The sequence below is a fragment of the Paracoccus salsus genome (assembly GCF_021556615.1).
Lineage (GTDB): Bacteria > Pseudomonadota > Alphaproteobacteria > Rhodobacterales > Rhodobacteraceae > Paracoccus > Paracoccus salsus.
The window spans coordinates 1-18,151 of record NZ_JAKGGD010000012.1; the positions used below are offsets into that span (position 1 = coordinate 1).

Sequence of the window (18,151 nt, forward strand, 5' to 3'; positions counted from 1 at the left end):
TTCGGCCGCCAAGACGGCCGCCTGAGACCACAGGCCCGACCCGCGACGACATGACGAAGGGCGGCCCCCGGAAAGGGGCCGCCCTTCCTGCATGCGGGCCTGCATGCGGGCCTGAATGCGGCTAGCGGCTGACCTGCCCCAGGACTCTTACTCGACCTGTGCCAACGGCGGGGTAAAAGCCGGGCAGAGGGTGGCGCAAGACGGGGCCAGCGACACGACGCCAAGGCGCATGCGTAAACGTGGCCGTCGATCCAGGCCTCCGCTGTCGCTGCGGGACAGACCCTGACATGACAGCCATCTCCATGCGCCAGGTCCATGGCGAGAGGACATGCGCCTTCCGCGCTGCCGCAACAATCCTTCACGATCGTGCGGCCGCTCGCACACCCGCCTCGCCTGGTGTCGCCGCTTGCGATGGACCTTCCGTTCGCTTTCCAGCCGATCCGATCACCGCGCTGCCCGTCATTCATGCGGGCGGCGCGATGATCGGCTCGGCCTAGTCGGCCGGACCGGCGGTCAGCACACCGCGGCGAATCTGGTCTTCCTCGATCGATTCGAACAGGGCGCGGAAATTGCCCTCGCCGAAGCCGTCATCACCCTTGCGCTGGATGAACTCGAAGAAGATCGGCCCGATGACCGTCTTCGAGAAGATCTGCAACAGGATCCGGGTTTCGCCGCCGCCGACGACACCCTCGCCATCGATCAGGATGCCGTGCTTCTTCATCTTGTCCAGCGGCTCCTCATGGCCGGTGACGCGACGACGCGACATCTCGTAATAGGTTTCGGGAGGGCCGGGCATGAACTCCATTCCGGCATCGGCGATCATGTCGGTGCCAGCATAGATGTCGTTCGAGGCGATGGCGATGTGCTGGATGCCCTCGCCGTTGTATTCCCGCAGATATTCCTCGATCTGGCTGTGATCGTCGGTGCTTTCATTGATCGGGATGCGGATCTTGCCATCGGGCGAGGTCAGCGCGCGGCTGACCAGACCGGTCTGCTTGCCCCTGATGTCGAAGAACTTGATCTCGCGGAAGTTGAATGTGTCGTGGTAGAACTTGTACCAGGTATCCATGTTGCCACGGATGACATTGTGGGTCAGGTGGTCGAGATAGAAGAAGCCGAAGCCCTCGGGGCGCGGATCGACCTTGTCCAGCCAGTCGTAGTCGGCCGTGTAGGCGCTGCCGGAATCGCCATAGCGGTCGATGAAATACAGCAGCGAACCGCCGATCCCGAACACCGCCGGGGCTTCGATCGACTTGCCGTCGCCGGTGTATTCGGTCGCGCCCAGATCGACCGCGCGCTTGAGCGCGGCCTGGGAATCGACGACACGCCACGCCATGGCGGGCGCGCAGGGGCCGTGTTCGTGGACAAAGCCTGCGGCATGGCTGCCGGTGTCAGCGTTCAGCAGGTAGTTGACGTCTCCCTGCCGGTACAGCGTGATGTCCTTGGTCTTGTGCCGGGCAACCGGCACAAAGCCCATCTGGCGGAAGATCCGGTCAAGGAGTTCGGGTTGCGGATGGGCGAATTCGACGAACTCGAATCCGTCGGTGCCGGCCGGGTTTGCGGCACTGATCGTGGGTTTCGGGGCATTGTGCGGGAAAGGACCCATGCGTTCCTCCTGTCGAGTGCGTTCCTGTTGCGAAGCTGACAGGATGACGGAATTGCCATGCAAGTTGGTTGCGAAGCGGACGGTTTATCTGGCATTATTGCATGGAAAATGCATGATGTCATGAAAAGGCGCGTGAAATGATCCTGGATCGCTTTGATGCTGCGATTCTTGCCGCATTGCAGCGAGACGGGGCCATGACCAATGCCGCGTTGGCCGAGGTGGTGAACCTGTCGGCCTCGCAATGCTCGCGCCGGCGCGCGGCGCTGGAACAGGCGGGCGTCATCGAGGGATACTCGGCCCGCCTCAACGCGGCCAGGCTGGGATACGGGCTGCGGGCGATCATCCGCGTCAACCTGTCTGGCCATGGCCAGGGCAAGCAGAATGACTTCGCCCTCTTCGTCGCCAGCCATCCGCAGATCCGGTCGGCCTATTCGGTCTCGGGGGATGCCGATTACGTTCTGGACGTCCGGGCCCGCGATCTGGACGCTTTTGCCGAATTCATGCACGGTCAGTTGCTGCCCCATCCGCAGGTCGCGCAGGTCCGGTCCGAGATCGTGCTGAAGACATTGAAGGACGAGCGCGGCGTTGCCATTCCCTGAGGCGAGGACCTGATGCGTCGCCGGGTCGCCCGTCCCGCGGATGAATCGGTCCCGCGGACATGATTCAGACGTCTGATTGGACCGCGCGCGCCGCTGGACGCAGACCGGTCCGGGCCGCCCCCGGAATGGCGGCCCGGATCGGTTCAGTTCAGCCGACTGCCATCCTTGGGTGAGAAATACGACACCTTGGACAGGTCGAACGCCAGCGGGAACTTCTGCTTCGAGCGGACCGCGCTTTCGGCGCGCAGGCGCGCGGTCACCGGCTTGCCGCCCAGATGGGTGACGGCGAAGGTGTCAGCGCCTGCGGGCTCGACGATCTCGATCATGACCTCGCCGCCCGCACCCTGCGCGGTTCCGGGCAGATGGGCGTTTTCGGTCGCCTCGTGGATGTCTTCGGGCCGGACGCCCAGCACGATCTCGGCCGGAAGCTGGCGGTCGACCGGATCGGTGATGACCAGCGGCGCGTCGCCGATCCGGTCGATCTCGATCCGGGTCTGGCCATCCTCGGCGCGGACGCGCGCCGGGATCAGGTTCATCGCCGGGCTGCCCATGAAATCGGCCACGAACATGTTGGCCGGGCGGTTGTAGATTTCCGCCGGGCTGCCGATCTGCTGGATCACGCCGCTCTTCATGACGACGATCCGTGTGGCCAGGGTCATCGCCTCGATCTGGTCATGGGTGACATAGACGATCGAGGCATTCAGGTCCTGATGCAGCTTCTTGATTTCGGTCCGCATGCTGACGCGCAGCTTGGCGTCCAGGTTGGACAGCGGCTCGTCGAACAAAAACAGCTTCGGGTCGCGCACAAGTGCCCGGCCCATGGCGACACGCTGCCGCTGGCCGCCCGACAGCTGACCGGGCTTGCGCGCCAGCAGGGGCTCGATCTGCAACTGGCCGGCGACCTCTTTCAGCTTGCGGGCCTGTGTCGCCTTGTCGACGCCGCGCACCTGCATGCCGAATGTGATGTTCTTGGCGACGCTCATCGTCGGATACAGGGCGTAGGACTGGAACACCATCGCGATGTCGCGATCCTTGGGGCTGACGCCCGTCACGTCACGCCCGGCGATGCGGACGGTGCCGCTGGTGATCGGCTCCAGCCCGGCGATGCAGTTCAGCAGCGTCGACTTGCCGCAGCCCGAGGGGCCGACCAGAACCAGGAAGTCTCCTTCCTCGATGCTGATGTTGATGTCGTGCAGAATATGGGTTTCGCCATAGGATTTCTGCAGGTTTTCGATTTCGAGGATCGGCATGGCTTATCCCTTGACGCTGCCGGCGGTCAGCCCGCGGATGAAGTATTTCCCGGCGACGACATAGACCAGCAGCGTGGGCAGCGCGGCGATGATCGCTGCGGCCATGTCCACGTTGTAGGCTTTGACGCCGGTGGTGGAGTTGACGATGTTGTTCAGCGCCACGGTCACGGGCTGGCTGCCCGGGCCGCTGAAGCTGACCCCGAACAGGAAGTCATTCCAGATCTGCGTGAACTGCCAGATGACAGAGACGGTGATGATCGGCAGCGAGATCGGCAGGAAGATCGACCAGAAGATGCGAAAGAAGCCCGCGCCGTCGACCTTGGCGGCCCGCACCAGTTCTTGCGGGATGGTGACATAGTAGTTGCGGAAGAACAGCGTGGTGAAGCCGATCCCGTAGATCACATGGACGAAGATCAGTCCCGGAATGGTGCCGGCCAGGCCCAGCAGCCCCAGCATCCGGGCCATCGGCATCAGCACCACCTGGAAGGGGATGAAGCAGCCGAACAGGATCGCCGCGAAGAACAGGTTCGCGCCCGGAAAGCGCCACTGCGCGAAGACATAGCCGTTCAGCGCGCCCACGACGGTCGAGATCAGCACTGCCGGCACCGCCATCAGCACCGAGTTCCAGAAGAACGGCCGCAGCCCCTCGCACTGGGTGCCGGCGCAGGCCGAGGACCAGGCTTCCAGCCAGGGCTGGAAGGTGATCGCGCGGGGCAGGGCCAGCAGACCGCCGGTGCGGATTTCCTCGAGGCTTTTCAGCGAGGTGGTCAGCATCACGAACAGCGGCAGCAGATAGAACAGGGCGAACACGGTCAGGATCGCGTAAAGACCCCAGCGCAGCATGGTGTTACTGGTCACGGCGGGGCCTCAATTCACTGTAGAGATACGGGACGACGATGGCGAAGATGACCATCATCATGATCATGGCGCTGGCCGCAGCCTGACCCAGATCCCCGCGCGAGAACGCCATCGCGTACATGTAGGTCGCGGGCAGGTCGGTCGCGTAGCCGGGACCGCCATTGGTCAGCGCGATCACCAGGTCGAACGCCTTGATGGCCAGATGCGCCAGAACGATGAAGGCCGACAGGAAGATCGGGGCCATGGTCGGGATGATGATCGCCGAATAGATGCGGTGGGTCGGGATGCCGTCAACCTGGGCGGCGCGGATGATCTCGGTGTCCACCGACCGCAGCCCGGCCAGAAACAGCGCCATCACAAAGCCCGAAGCCTGCCAGACGGCGGCCAGGACGATGGTGTAGATCGCCATTTCCGGGCGGATCAGCCAGTCGAAGGTAAAACTTTCGAACCCCCAGCTGCGCACCATGTCCTGAATTCCAAGACCGGGATTGAGGATCCATTTCCATGCCGTCCCGGTCACGATCAGCGACAGAGCCATCGGATACAGATAGATCGTCCGCAGCACGCCCTCGGCGCGGATCTTCTGGTCCAGAAAGATCGCCAGCATCAGCCCGACCAGCATCGAGATGATGATGAACAGCGCCCCGAAGATATAGAGGTTGTTCATCGCCACGTCCCAGCGTGGCGAGGCGAACAGCCGCGTGTACTGGCCGAGTCCGTCGATGTCGTATCGCGGCATCAGCCTGGACTTCGTCAGGCTGATCCAGGCCGTCCAGACGATGAAGCCATAGACAAACACCAGGATCGCGACGAAAGACGGCGCAAGGACCAGCTTGGGTACGTTGCGTTCTAACCATTCCATGTCCGGAAATCCCCCCAGGAAAGTCCCGCGCCCCGACATCCGGGGCGCGGGCAGATCGTGATCACATCGCGTTCGCGACCGCGTCCGACAATTGCTGCACGGCGTCTTCCGACGACATGTCGCTGTTGAAGAAGTTGGTCACCGCGTCGGTGATCGCGCCGGCCGGCGCACCGCGCAGCGCCATGCCGTGGGCATAGGACGGCAGCAGCGACCCGTCGCCCGCGTCTTCGTTCATGTCGGCGTTCGACTGCTTGGCGCAGTCGTCGAAATCATCCAGCGCCACATCGGTGCGCGCCGGGATCGAGCCCTTGTTCAGGTTGAAGGTCTTCTGGAACTCGGGACCCATGATCAGCTTGGCCAGAAGCGCCTGCCCCTGCTGCTTGTCCTCACCCTCGACATTGAAGAATGCGAAGCTGTCGACATTGTACAGGAATCCGTCGCCCGGCGTGGGCCAGCAGACGAAATCGACGCCGGGTTCCTTGCCGGCGGCCAGGAATTCGCCCTTGGCCCAGTCGCCCATGATCTGGAAGGCCGCCTCGCCGTTCATGACCATGGAAGTCGCCAGGTTCCAGTCCCGGCCCGAGAAATTGTCGTCCACATAGCCGCGCAGGACGCGCAACTCGTCGAAGACCTGCTTCATGGTGTCCGAGTTCAGTGCCTCGGTGTCCAGATCGACCAGTGCCTTCTGAAAGAATTCCGGGCCGCCCAGACCCAGTACGACGGCCTCGAACACCGTGGCGTCCTGCCAGCTCTGGCCACCATGGGCCAGCGGCGTGATGCCTGCGGCTTGCAGCTTTTCGGCCGCCGCGTTGAATTCTTCCCAGGTGGTGGGCTGGGTGATGCCGTGCTCGTCCAGGATCTGCTTGTTTCCCCAGATCCAGTTGACACGGTGGACATTGACCGGCGCGGCGCACCACTGGCCCTCGCATTTCATGTGCGCGGCCAACTGCTCCGGCAGCACGTCGGCCCAGCCATTTTCTTCGGCGACGGGGCCGATGTCGGCAAGACCGGTTTCCTCGAACCATTCCTGGATCGCGGGCCCCTTCAGCTGCACGGCGGTCGGGGCGTTGCCGGACAGCACGCGGGCGCGCAGGGCGGTCATCGCGGCATCGCCGCCGCCGCCTGCGACCGGCATGTCGGTCCAGGTGCCGCCCTCGGCCTTGAACTGGTCCTGAAGCACCGCGACGGATTTCGCCTCGCCACCCGATGTCCACCAGTGCAGGACCTCGGCGGTGGGCTGGGCCATCGCCGGGCCAGCCAGCATCACGGCGGTCGAAGCCGCCAGAACGGATTTCATATACATGGATCCTCCCAGATCATTGTCGCGCAGGGTCATCTGCCCCGCGTCGTCCGGTATCATGCCAAACCGACAGCCATGACCACAATGCAGATCAGCCATGCCGACTGCAGATTTCCTGCGCCCACGTTACAAACTGTTACGAAGCCACCGCCTCATCTGCTAACTGATGCCAATTCGAGGGCGAGGAGACCGTGCGATGAGCCTGCACAGGCTGCTGATCGTCGAGGATGACGCCGAGATGGCGGCGATGCTGGCTGCCTATCTGCAAAAGCAGGGCTTCCACGTAAGCTGCGCGGCGGATCGCGCCGGCGCACTGGCGGCGCTGAAGGCCGCGCGGGTGGACCTGATCCTGCTGGACGTGTCCCTGGGCGAGGATGACGGCGTGCGGATCTGCGCCGAGATCCGCGAGGCGCAAGACGTGCCGATCATCATGGTTTCGGCGCTGTCGGCAGACCATCAGCGCATGGCGGGCTATGAGGTTGGCGCCGATGACTACATCGCCAAGCCCTTCAATCCCGACTTGCTGCTGGCCCGGATCCGCGCCGTTCTGCGCCGCGCGCACCGCGCCGCCAGCCTGTCCCACCGCCGTCGCAACGCGGTCTGCCGCTTTGCGGGCTGGTGCTATGACGCGCGGCGCGACGAGGTGACGGCACCGGGCGGCTGGCAGGTTGCGCTGTCCTCGCGCGAGACGGCCATTCTGCGCGTCTTCCTGGCCAACCCGCTGATCCCGCTGACCCGGGACGAGATCGCCGAGGCGCTGGACGATGACGAGGCCGCCGAGGGCAGGGCCATCGACATGCTGGTGAACCGGCTGCGCCAGAAAACCGATCCCGGCCTGATCCGCACCGAACGCGGAGTCGGCTATCTGTTCTCGGCCGAGGTCGTTCGCGAGGATGACTAGGCGCTTCGGCCTGCGCTGGCTTGCCAGCCTGTGGATCCTGCTGGCAGTGGTCACCGGCGGCGCGGCGGTGTGGGTGTGGATGTCGTCGGATGCCGCCTGGCGCGCCTATCTGGCGCGGGCCTATGTGACGGGTCTGGCGCTGCATGACAGCCTGGCCAATGGCGGGCCACTTCCCGACGATCTCAGCATGACGCGGTTGCCCGAACCGCCGCACCTGCCGAATGGCTGGCGCGAAACCCGGATCACCCTGACCGGCGGCCGGCCCGATCTGCTGCAGGGGCCCCGCCTGTCGATCCGGATCCAGTCGCCCGACATCCAGTATCCGGCCGCCGAGGTGGTCAGCGTGGGCGGCGCCTCGCAAGCCGCCGGGCTGGCGTCGGTGACGCGCACGATGGCGCGGTTTTGCAGCGATCCACGGTTGTATGTGCAACTGGACGAGACCGCGTGGACGCGAATCGACGGCGCGGCGGTCTGGGGCTGCGCCTCGGCGCCGCGCGACATGCGGCTGCTGGCAGGGGCCATCCTGGCCGCGGGTCTGGCGCTGCTGCTGGGATGGGTGGCCGAGGTGTCGGGGGCGTTCACGGCCTTCGCGACCGCGCTGCGCGATCACCGCGCCCGCATGGCCGCACTGCCGGAGGGCGGGGTAGAGGAATTGCGGCAGACCGCCGAGGCGGTCAATGCCTATGTCGCGCAGGACCGCGCCGCACTGGAAAACCGCGCCCTGGTGCTGTCGGGCGTCAGTCATGATCTGGGCACGCCGGCGACCCGGCTGCGGCTGCGCTGCGCCCTGATCGAGGATGAGCCGCTACGGGCCAAACTGGAACGCGATATCGACGAGATGACCACGATGATCGAGGGCGTGCTGACCTATACCCGCGCCGAGATCGGCGCCGAACCCTTTCGCCAGCTTTCGCTGGTGTCACTGGCCGAGGCGGTGGTCGCCGACTATCAGGATGTCGGCCTGCCGGTGCATATGGCCCCCGCTGCGCCGCGCGAAGCCGGTGCCGGCACGCTGTTTGCCCGCCTCAGTTCGCGACCGACCGCCGAGAGCCACGCCATCCTGATGCGCGGCCAGCCGACCGCGCTGCGTCGCGCCCTGTCGAACCTGATCGACAACGCCCTCAAATACGGCCGCGAGGCCGAGGTGATGGTGGATGGCGACGCCGATGACGCCTGGCTCAGCGTGACGGATCGCGGTTCGGTGCTGAACGAGGATGATCTGGTTCGCCTGACAGGGGCCTTTCAGCGCGGACAGAACACGGCGGGGGCCTCCGGTGTCGGGCTGGGTCTGGCGATCGTGTCCACGGTCGCCGCTCAGCACGGCGGAAGGCTGGAGTTCCGACGAGAGGCGAAGGGGCTTGCGGCGCATCTGGTCCTGTGCCGGTTCTGGTCCTGACCGGCCCGCCGGTTCAGGTCCGGTGTGCCTGGCGCAGCGATTCCATCTCGGCCGCGGAAAGCTGGATGCCGCGCCTGCGCGAGATCTCGCGCGTGGCAAAGCGCCGCTGCGAGGGCAGGCGGGCACCCTGGCCAAGGATCGCGTCGAACAGGACTTCGGCGCGCGCCAGCGGATCGCCCCGGCGGCCGGCGGCAAAGCGATCCGGGCAGAACGCGATGATCAATTCCCCATGATGGGGCAGCAGGCTGGTCGTGCCCAGGAAATCCAGGGCCTCGGGGCTGGTCAGATCGCCGATCATCACCCCGGCCAGCAACTCGATCATGGTCGCGATCGCCGACCCCTTGTGCGCGCCGAAGGGCAGCATCGCGCCTTCCAGCGCCCGGTCGGGGTTGGTGGTCGGCTGGCCGTCCCTGTCCAGCGCCCATCCCTCGGGCAGATCGGTGCCGGCGCGGCGATGCAGTTCGATCTCGCCGCGCGCGGCGATCGATGTGGCGATATCGAAGACATAGGGCGGCTGGTCGGGGCGAGGCCAGCCAAAGGCGATCGGATTGGTTCCCAGGAGCGGCCTCGTGCCACCGGTCGGCGCAACCGTGGCATAGCTGGGGCACATCGCCATCGCGGCCAGCCCCCGGTCGGTCAGCGCCTCGATCTCGGGCCAGAGCGCCGAGAAATGCGTGCAGGAATTGATCACCAGCGCCGCGATACCCTGCTGGCGGGTCCGCTCGACCAGCACCGGGGCGCCGATATGGAACGCGGCGGGCGAGAAGGCCCCGTTCGCGTCCACCCGGATCACCGACGATCCGTCATCGGACAGTTCGGGCACGGCCATAGGGGCGACCTTGCCTGCGTCGATCGTGCGCAGCAAGCCGTCGATGCGGTAGATGCCGTGGGATTTGCAGCCATCCCGCTCTCCGGCCACGATCACGGCGGCGACCCGCTCGGCCTGCAATTCGCTGAGACCGGCGGTCCGGAAGATGCCGGTGACGATGCCGGTCAAGTCCTCGACGCTCAGTGTCGTGGTGTCGGTCATCATGCCTCCGCGGACCTGTCTGCCGCTGTCTGTGTAGTCAATCCGGGCGAATCTGGCAACGACAAGACCGCCTGCGCATGGTCGCCTTTCACGCACCGTCTTCGATGACGCCGATGTCACGCGGCACGCCACCGCCGATGGCGAGGCGCTGGATCTGTGGACCGCGCGGCATCGCTGTTTCAGATCGTGCGGCCGCCATCGACCTCAAGGATCACGCCGGTGATGAACTGAGCCTCGTCCGAGGCAAGATAAAGCGCCGCATTCGCGATGTCCTGAGGTTCGGACAGCCGGCCCAACGGGATCGTCGCGATGAACCGTTGCCGATTTTCGGGCGTGTCGGGAACGCCCATGAACTGTTCCAGAAGCCCGGTCACACCCATGACCGGCGCGATTCCGCAAACCCGGATGCCCTCCGGGGCAAGCTCGACCGCAAGCGACTTGGTCATCAGGTTCACCGCGCCCTTGGAAGAGTTGTACCAGGTCAGGCCAGGCCGCGGGCGGATGCCCGCGGTCGATCCCACGTTCAGCATCACGCCGCCCCCCTGATCCCGCCAGATCGGCACGCAGGTCTTGGTCATGTGAAAGATCGACAGCACGTTGATGTCATAGATCTTGCGGAACGTATCTTCGTCGGTCTCCATCAAGGGGCGGTTCGGGTTGGTCCATCCCGCGTTGTTCACCACGATGTCCAGCCGCCCGAACGCGTCGAGCGTCTGTCGGACCGCCGCCTCGACCTGGTCGCCCTTGCTGACATCGCAGGTCAAGGCGATCGCGTTGGGGCCAAGCTCTTCGGCCACGGCGCGCGCGCCCTCGCCATTCCTGTCCACCACCGCGACCTTTGCGCCCTCGCGAATATAGGTCTGCGCGATGCCGCGCCCGAAGCCCGAGGCGGCGCCGGTCACGATTGTCGTCTTTCCTTCAAGCCGCATGAGCCAAATCTCCTTCTGGGTTCTTCGAAATGTCGCGGCAGGGTGCGACTAGCCGTAATGGTTCACGACCGTCTTGATATGCGAGAATTCCAGCAGTGCCGCGAAGCCCTTTTCGCGGCCGTGCCCGGACTTTCGGATGCCGCCGAACGGCAGTTCGACCCCGCCACCGGCGCCGTAGCCATTGATGAACACCTGTCCGCAGCGCAGGGCGTTCGACATGCGCTGCTGACGCGCACCGTCGCGCGTCCAGACAGCGGCCACCAGGCCGTAATCGGTGCCGTTGGCGATCTTGACAGCCTCGTCTTCGTCCTCGAACGGGATCACCGCAAGAACCGGTCCGAACACCTCCTCTTGCGCGATCCCGGCATCGGGATCGCAGGGGCCGAACAGGGCGGGCGCGACATAATATCCACCCTCGGGCGCGTCGGGACTGATCGTGCCGCGCGCGATCAGCGGCGCATCGGCATTGTCGATATAGCCCTCGACCCTGCGCTTCTGCCGTTCCGAGATCAGCGGCCCCAGCACCGCATCCTCGCCGGATGCCGAGGCGGCGATCGTCTCGAAACGGGCCTTCAACTCGCGCACGACCCGTTCATGGATCGAACGCTGGACCAGCGCCCGGCTGCCTGCCGAGCAGGTCTGCCCGGCATTCTGGATCACCGCCTTGACGACGACCGGGATGGCGGCGTCCAGATCGGCATCCTCGAAGATGACCTGCGGCGACTTGCCGCCCAGTTCCAGCGTACAGCCGATGAAGTTCCGCGCGGCGGCGGTCTGGATCATGACGCCGACTTCGGGCGAACCGGTGAACGACATGAAGTCGATGCCGCGATGTTCCGACAGCGCCTTGCCCGCGACCTCGCCGCGCCCGGTGACGATGTTCAGCGCCCCGGGCGGAAAGCCGGTCTCGACCGCCATCTCGCCGATCCGCAGAGCCGTAAGGCAGGCATCCTCGGCGGGCTTCAGCACCGCGGCGTTGCCCATCGCCAGCGCCGGCGCGACCGAGCGGCCGACCATCTGCGCGGGGTAATTCCACGGAATGATATGCCCGGTGACACCATAGGGCTCGCGCCGGACCTCGACATTGTAGCCGCGCTGGAACGGGATCACTTCGCCATGCACCTTGTCGGCGGCGGCGCCATAGTATTCGAAATAGCGGCCGGTCACCTGCATGTCGATGCGGGCCTGCGCGATCGGCTTGCCGTTGTCGGCCGATTCAAGCTGCGCCAGATCTTCGGCGTGCGCGATGATCATCGCCGACAGGCGCAGCAGCAGCCGGCCGCGTTCGGTCGCCGACAGGCGGCCCCAGTCGCCGTGGTCGAACGCGTCGCGCGCGGCGGCCACCGCCGCCTCGACATCCTCGGCGCCGCTGTCGGCGATGGTGGTAAAGGGCAGCCCGTCGATGGGCGACACCACCTCCATCTCGGCCCCTGACGCGGCCGGCAGGAAGGCGTTGCCGATCAGGTTGGCGGGGCGGGGAAGCACAAGCTTTCGGGCGGACACGGGCAGGTCTTTCATGCGGGTTCCCTTTGCGGCTGAAGCGCGCCTTGACTGACCTCGTCGCGCGCGGTCACAGGCCGGGGGCTTGCCGATGCGCCCAGCAGCGCGGGATTGGATCGGGTGGCCGGCGTGACGATGCGGCAGGCGTCGCGCAGGTCGTGCCGTCCGGGCTCATCTCGAAACCTCCCTGCCCGATTGGCTGGACGTGGTGCGGCGGATCAGACTGTGAGGATAACCATGATGCCACCGGGCGCAAACCGGATGTTGGGCAGCCGGGGCTTCCGGCGGAAGCTGCCGGATGTCACTTCGCGCAACTCGCCGATGCACAAGCGGTTGCGCAGCGGCGCCTGGAAGCCCGGGCCGTCAACCGCGGCGACAAGCTGGTCCAGGTTTCATCCTGCCGACCCGAGCCCGCGCCGCGTGACCATGTCGCGCCATTTCACATGGCGACGCCGCGCCGCTTTCGCGCCAGGCGCTCACCGGATGGTGCCGGCCTTGTCGGCGAAGCCTTTCATGGCCCGTTCCATCTTGCCCAGATATTCGGCGTCGTCGTCGATCTCAAGGTCGTCGAACATCTCTGCGGGTTCGACCCAGGCGATCTGCGTGGCCCCGGACGGATCGCTGTAGACCAGCATCCTGAGCGGCAGGTGAAGGCCGGCGCGGATGTCCTGCTGCATCGCCAGCGTCCCCAGTTGCGGATTGCCAAAGATCAGCAGCTGCGAGTCGGCCAACTCCATTTCCACGCTTCGTGCACCCTCGCCGTGATCGACGCGCGCAAAGACGGTGGCCCCGGCCTCGGTCACCGCGGCTTCAAGACGGTCCATCACCTCGGCCACCGAACCGTCTGCGGCGACGCTGTCGATATCGGCCAGGGCAGGGCTGGCCAGGGTTGCCAGGGTTGCGACGGCGGGTACGAGACGCTTCATGGCGGTCCTCCGGTCAAAGCGGTTTTCGACCAACGCCCCCGAAGGCGCCAGGTTCCCGTCCGGATCGACAAGGCGGACCGCTGGACCAGTCGCGCGATCGCGGCCAGCGTGTCGGGGCCCGCGTTTTCGCAAGGGAAGCTCGCTCAGGCCCGGAACCGCCCTTCATCGTTCCTGACGACGTGGCCAGCCTCGCCGTATCGGGCCGGGGCTGCGTGACAGGGTCCAGCGTAACATCACCGCCGTAAGGCTGGGGGGCGCATTCGACAAGAAAAGCGGGGCCAAGGCCCCGCTTTCCTGCAGGTTTCGACTGGTTTATTCCGCCGGCGTCGCGACGACTTTGTCCAGCTGCAGAGAGGCCAGGCCAACGGCCAGGTTCAGACCGCTGCTGCCCTGAGCCGACAGCGGCTGCAGGCCGATATTCTTGTTGGTGCCGCCGATCAGAGCGTTTGCGCCAAGGCCGATGCCCAGATTGGCTTCCGCGCTCAGGCCCTCATAATAGCCAAGAAGCGCCTCGTCATTCATCTCGAAATCGTCTTTGGAAAAGACCGCCCAGGTCATGAACGCTTCCTCGGTCTTGCCGATATCGATACCGATACGCGACAGCGAGCCAGTATAAGTCACGACAGTTCCATCCTTGCCCTCGAAGTCACAGGTGGCTTCCTTGCTGGACCCCAGCAGCAGCCCCCAGCCACCGTCGATGGTGCAGCTCAGTTGGCCCAACTCCTGACCGGCGACCTCTTCAACCGGCTTTTCCTCTTGCGTGTGGTTGTCCGCCAGGGCGGGGGTCGCGAGGATGGTCAGTGCGATGACAGTGCTGCAGACAGTCTTGATAGCCATAAAAACATTTCCTTCGTTTTGAACGAATAGGCGTTATAGCGCCGCAGGACGAATTTTTCAAGTTGGGCCGCCCGCGCCGCATGGCTGGCCGCCGTGAATGACCATTGCGCGCCGCCGGCGCACAGCAACGCGCTGCCTGCCGACGCGCCGAAGCTGAAGGCGTTCACGGCGGCCAGCCGCCGGGGCGCTGCCCCCGATCCCTGCGGGATTTCCCCCGGGATATTTGACGACCAAAGCAGGACAGGGAAACGACAGAGGTCGCGAGCGACGGAGGGGCGCAAGCCCCGACTGGCTCGCCGGCCCTTCGAGGGGGCCGGCGAGCCACCCCCTCCCGATCGCTCCGGCCGGGAAAGGACAGGCTGATCGCCGAACGTCTGATGCGCCGCTTCGGCAACCATGGCAAGGTGTACCGGATTACCCCCGCAAGGGCCGGCTGGGCGTTTGTGTGCCTTTCGCTCTGCCGGTTGCGCGCCGGCGAGTCCGCCGCCGAGGCGACGGGTGCGAATGACGTCATCCTGGTCAGATCGCGGACCGCCTGGCGCGGCATTCGGATTTGCGGCCGCCGCTGGAACGCATCGACGACAGCGCCGACCCGTTTCGGCGGGCAGGGCCGAGCCCTGGTCGATCCGGTCCGGTATGGGCCTGTCGAAAAACGCCGACATCCTCGGTCAGCGGTCCGAACCCTTCTCGAGCCGCCTGAACAGCAGGGACAACAGGAAGCACAGCCCGCCATAAATCAGCGCGGTCGTGATCCAGGCCTCGAAGATCGCGCGTGTCGAGGAGACCAGGGCAAGCGTCCGATAGGTCAGGTCGTGGACCGAGATCAGCGACACGATCGCCGAATTCTTGACCAGCGTGATGGACTGGTTGGCCAGCGGCGGCACGATCTTATGCATCGCCTGCGGCAGCACGACGAAGCGCATCTCGTCGCGCCAGGGCAGGCCAAGGGATTGCGCCGCCTCGCGCTGGCCGCGTGGGATGGACTGGATTCCGGCGCGGATGATTTCGCCGACGAAGGCGCTTTCGAACAGCGCCAGCACGAGAATGCCCGACACCAGCGAAGGAAAGCGGCGCATGTCGCCGAAAAAGACCTGCCAGAGCCAGGCATTCTCGCCGCGCGCGATGTCGCGGGCCCAGCCATCAATGTTGAACGCGGCGATCAACTGCTCTGAGAGGAAGAAATAGAAGATGAAGATGACCACGATCGAGGGGATGTTGCGCAGGAGTTCAAGATAGGTGCGCGCCAGCATCCGTACGGCCAGGTTCTGCGCGCAGCGCGCTAGACCCAGGATCGTGCCCAGCACCAGCGCCAGGATGCTGGCCAGGACCGAGATGCGGATGGTGTTCAGCAACCCTTCCATGAGGATGCCTGCCGTCCAGCGTCCCTGGTCCTGATCGTAATGCAGCAGGTATTGCGGGATGATCTCCCACCGCCACTTGTAGTTCAGCGTGCCCTCGATCCGGGTCCAGACATAACCCGCGAACAGCAGCAGCAGGGCAAGGATCATCCAGTCCAGCCAGTGGATCTTTCTCATGCGCTGTCCCCGATGGGCACGCCCCGCCGGCCCGGCGGGGCGGCCTTGTCATTCCACCTGATCGGCCCAGTCCTCGGTGGTGAACCAGTAATCATGCCGTTCTGCCAGCCACCCGGACCGCTGGTTCTGGGCGATCCAGTTGTTGAAATAATTCAGGGCATCCGGGTCGCCCTTGCGGATCACGAAGCCCTCGCCGCTTTGATCGAACATCTGGTCGCTGAAGACCGCCAGTGTTTCGGGATACGTGCGGGCATCGCGCGAGGGTGAGGGCTCGGCCCCCATTGTCGCATGGGCGTTGCCGTTCAGGACTTCCTGCGTCGCGGCGCCATCCTCGTCGAACAGCAGAAGCTGCGCCTCGGGGAACAGCGTGGCGATGGCGGCGGCGGGGGTGGCGCCGCGCCGTGCCGCGAAGGTGATCGCGGGATCGTTCAGGTCCTCGAGGCTCAGCCCTTCGGTCAGTTGCCGGTTTGCGACGATCTTGAGGCCGGAATAGGCATAGGGATCGGTGAAGTTGACGGTCAGGTTGCGCTGCGGGGTCCAGCTCATCCCCGAAATGATGACATCGAACTTGCCCGCGACCAATGCCGGGATGATGCCGTCCCAGGCCGTCTCGACGAACTCGGCCTCGACGCCCATGTCCTCGGCCAGCTTGCGGCCGACATCCAGCTCGAAGCCGATCAGGTCGCCATTCCTGGCACGCATCGACCAGGGCACGAACAGCGAAAGGCCGATCTGGATGACTCCGCGTTCCTTTATCCCCTCGATCACGCTTTCGCGCGACAGCGCCTGCGTCGCATCCTGCGCCATCGTCGGCAGGCTGGCCATCAGCACGGCACCAAGCGCCATCGCGCCGGCAAGCAGGGTTCTTCGGTTTCTCATGTTGCAACTCCCGTGTCGGTTTGTTCAGGATCCGAGGACAAAGCGGTCTTCAAGCCGCGCCACCAGCATCGACAGGCACAAGGTCACCGCCAGGTACAGCGCGGCGACCGTGAACCAGATCTCGAAGCTCAGATAGGTGTCAGAGATGATGTTGCGCCCGGCGGTGGTCAGTTCCGCCACCGCGATCACCGACACGATCGCCGAACTCTTGATCATGTTCACGGCCTCGCCCGTCAGGGGCGGCAGCATGAAGCGCACCGATTGCGGCAGGATGACAAAGCGATAGATCTGGGTCCGCGTCATCCCGATCGAGGTCGCAGCCTCCCACTGGCCGCGCGCGACCGAGTTGATGCCGGCACGGATGATCTCGGACACCAGCGCGGCGTGATAGACGCCGAGGCACAGGATCGAGGCCAGATAGCGGTTCAGCCCGAAGATCGGTCCCATCACGTAATAGAAGACATACAGCAGGACCAGAAGCGGGACGTTGCGGACGATCTCCAGAAACACCCGCGCGGTCGCGCGGCCGATCACCAGATCGGATAGCCGAAGCAGGGCGACCACCAGCCCCATGGTCAGCGCCAGCGCGAAGGCCGAGGCCGACAACAGCAGCGTCGCGCCCAGCCCGACCAGCAGCTCGCCCGGCTGAAACCCGGCATCGGTGCGTTCGAGAACGTAATCGGGAATGCGATACCATTGCCAGTTATAGCCCATCGCCGCCGCGCCTTGCAGCGCCGCGCGCACGATCAGCCACATGACGAGGACATAGATCAGAACCGAGACCGCGCGCGTCCCGAACAACCGACGCCAGCGCAGGCGGCGCACAAGAGGCATGGTCCGGGCGGTGTCGGGCACGGTTCAGTGCTCCAGGATCTGGTCAAGGAAAAGCCGCGCCCGCGCGCTCGACGGATTCGAGAAGAAGGCCTCCGGTGGCGCGATTTCGGCGATCCGGCCGGCCTCCATGAACACCATCTTGTGGGCGACCTTGCGCGCGAACCCCATCTCGTGCGTGACGCAGATCATGGTCATGCCGGTCCCGGCCAATTCCACCATGACATCCAGCACCTCGTTGATCATCTCGGGGTCCAGCGCGCTTGTCGGCTCGTCGAACAGCATGATGCGGGGCTCCATGCAGAGCGATCGCGCGATGGCGACCCGCTGCTGCTGCCCGCCCGAAAGCTGCGCGGGGAATTTGTCGGCCTGCTCGGGGATATGCACGCGATCAAGATAATTGCGCGCCAGCTCCTCGGCGGCGGATCGGGACATCCGGCGGACCCTGATCGGCCCCAGCGTGAGGTTTTCAAGCACGGTAAGATGCGGAAACAGGTTGAACTGCTGGAAGACCATGCCGACTTCCTGACGCACGGCGCGGATGTCGCGGGTGTCCTCGCCCAGCTCGATCCCGTCCACGATGATGGTGCCGGAGTCGTGGCTTTCCAGCCGGTTCAGGCACCGGATCAGCGTCGACTTGCCCGATCCCGAGGGGCCGCAGACCACCACCCGCTCGCCCGGCAGGACCGACAGGCTGACCCGGTCCAGCGCCCGGAAGTCGCCGAATATCCTGGAGACGTCGGTCATCTGGATGATGGGCGTCAAGTCGGTCATCGGCACAATTCCTGTCTCTCGTGGCCATGTTGCCGGGTGGCAGATTCGACAGCGATCCTAACGGTAAATGCCGCGTTCGGCAGAGTTAATTGGGCGCATTGCCGCAGCAGGCGCGCATCTGCGACGATCGCCACGCGT

At 65.2% G+C, this 18,151-nt stretch carries 18 protein-coding genes; 3 read left to right on the forward strand and 15 right to left on the reverse strand.

Going from position 1 to position 18,151, the window contains the following annotated elements; genetic code table 11:
* Positions 1–493: 493 nt before the first annotated feature.
* Complete coding sequence (gene hppD / locus L1965_RS15365) at positions 494–1,606, reverse strand: 4-hydroxyphenylpyruvate dioxygenase (protein WP_235757319.1); 1,113 nt, start codon at positions 1,604–1,606, stop codon at positions 494–496.
* A gap of 137 nt (positions 1,607–1,743) precedes the next feature.
* Here hppD and L1965_RS15370 point away from each other — a divergent pair, with 137 nt between their 5' ends.
* Entirely contained in the window at positions 1,744–2,205 is a 462-nt protein-coding gene (locus L1965_RS15370; protein WP_235757320.1) for an Lrp/AsnC family transcriptional regulator, read from the forward strand.
* A gap of 143 nt (positions 2,206–2,348) precedes the next feature.
* Here the strand turns inward: L1965_RS15370 and L1965_RS15375 are convergent, their stop codons facing one another.
* The 4 genes from L1965_RS15375 to L1965_RS15390 all read right to left on the reverse strand — a co-directional run bounded on the left by L1965_RS15375 (position 2,349) and on the right by L1965_RS15390 (position 6,478).
* Positions 2,349–3,455: an ABC transporter ATP-binding protein gene (locus tag L1965_RS15375; protein WP_235757321.1), complete on the reverse strand. Its 1,107-nt coding sequence runs from the start codon at positions 3,453–3,455 to the stop codon at positions 2,349–2,351.
* A gap of 3 nt (positions 3,456–3,458) precedes the next feature.
* Positions 3,459–4,298 carry a carbohydrate ABC transporter permease gene (locus L1965_RS15380; protein WP_235757348.1) on the reverse strand — a complete coding sequence of 280 codons (840 nt, stop codon included), beginning with the start codon at positions 4,296–4,298 and terminating at the stop codon, positions 3,459–3,461.
* 4 nt (positions 4,299–4,302) lie between these two features.
* Positions 4,303–5,175 carry a carbohydrate ABC transporter permease gene (locus tag L1965_RS15385; RefSeq protein WP_235757322.1) on the reverse strand — a complete coding sequence of 291 codons (873 nt, stop codon included), beginning with the start codon at positions 5,173–5,175 and terminating at the stop codon, positions 4,303–4,305.
* A 61-nt stretch (positions 5,176–5,236) separates the two neighbouring features.
* On the reverse strand, positions 5,237–6,478 hold the full coding sequence (locus L1965_RS15390; RefSeq protein ID WP_439332099.1) for an ABC transporter substrate-binding protein: 1,242 nt from the start codon (positions 6,476–6,478) through the stop codon (positions 5,237–5,239).
* A 193-nt stretch (positions 6,479–6,671) separates the two neighbouring features.
* On the opposite strand from L1965_RS15390, the gene L1965_RS15395 reads away from it, so the two are divergent.
* A complete protein-coding gene (locus tag L1965_RS15395; RefSeq protein ID WP_235757323.1) occupies positions 6,672–7,376 on the forward strand; it encodes a response regulator transcription factor in 705 nt (234 codons plus the stop codon).
* On the forward strand, positions 7,369–8,772 hold the full coding sequence (locus tag L1965_RS15400) for a sensor histidine kinase (protein WP_235757324.1): 1,404 nt from the start codon (positions 7,369–7,371) through the stop codon (positions 8,770–8,772). Before L1965_RS15395 ends, L1965_RS15400 begins: the two co-directional genes overlap by 8 nt.
* A gap of 13 nt (positions 8,773–8,785) precedes the next feature.
* On the opposite strand, the gene L1965_RS15405 is transcribed toward L1965_RS15400, so the two are convergent.
* From L1965_RS15405 to L1965_RS15450, 10 genes are all read right to left on the reverse strand, one after another.
* Positions 8,786–9,802 carry an Ldh family oxidoreductase gene (locus tag L1965_RS15405; protein WP_235757325.1) on the reverse strand — a complete coding sequence of 339 codons (1,017 nt, stop codon included), beginning with the start codon at positions 9,800–9,802 and terminating at the stop codon, positions 8,786–8,788.
* Between the two features lie 179 nt (positions 9,803–9,981).
* On the reverse strand, positions 9,982–10,731 hold the full coding sequence (locus L1965_RS15410; RefSeq protein ID WP_235757326.1) for an SDR family oxidoreductase: 750 nt from the start codon (positions 10,729–10,731) through the stop codon (positions 9,982–9,984).
* A 48-nt stretch (positions 10,732–10,779) separates the two neighbouring features.
* On the reverse strand, positions 10,780–12,249 hold the full coding sequence (locus L1965_RS15415) for an aldehyde dehydrogenase family protein (protein WP_235757327.1): 1,470 nt from the start codon (positions 12,247–12,249) through the stop codon (positions 10,780–10,782).
* A 458-nt stretch (positions 12,250–12,707) separates the two neighbouring features.
* Entirely contained in the window at positions 12,708–13,157 is a 450-nt protein-coding gene (locus tag L1965_RS15420; RefSeq protein WP_235757328.1) for a DUF302 domain-containing protein, read from the reverse strand.
* A gap of 312 nt (positions 13,158–13,469) precedes the next feature.
* On the reverse strand, positions 13,470–13,994 hold the full coding sequence (locus L1965_RS15425) for a DUF992 domain-containing protein (protein ID WP_235757329.1): 525 nt from the start codon (positions 13,992–13,994) through the stop codon (positions 13,470–13,472).
* Entirely contained in the window at positions 13,955–14,161 is a 207-nt protein-coding gene (locus L1965_RS15430; protein WP_235757330.1) for a hypothetical protein, read from the reverse strand. Before L1965_RS15430 ends, L1965_RS15425 begins: the two co-directional genes overlap by 40 nt.
* Before the next feature lie 501 nt (positions 14,162–14,662).
* Complete coding sequence (locus L1965_RS15435) at positions 14,663–15,529, reverse strand: amino acid ABC transporter permease (RefSeq protein WP_235757331.1); 867 nt, start codon at positions 15,527–15,529, stop codon at positions 14,663–14,665.
* A 48-nt stretch (positions 15,530–15,577) separates the two neighbouring features.
* Positions 15,578–16,408 carry a transporter substrate-binding domain-containing protein gene (locus tag L1965_RS15440; protein ID WP_235757332.1) on the reverse strand — a complete coding sequence of 277 codons (831 nt, stop codon included), beginning with the start codon at positions 16,406–16,408 and terminating at the stop codon, positions 15,578–15,580.
* A gap of 24 nt (positions 16,409–16,432) precedes the next feature.
* Entirely contained in the window at positions 16,433–17,263 is an 831-nt protein-coding gene (locus tag L1965_RS15445) for an amino acid ABC transporter permease (protein WP_235757333.1), read from the reverse strand.
* Between the two features lie 3 nt (positions 17,264–17,266).
* On the reverse strand, positions 17,267–18,013 hold the full coding sequence (locus tag L1965_RS15450; protein WP_241865556.1) for an amino acid ABC transporter ATP-binding protein: 747 nt from the start codon (positions 18,011–18,013) through the stop codon (positions 17,267–17,269).
* Positions 18,014–18,151: the final 138 nt, after the last annotated feature.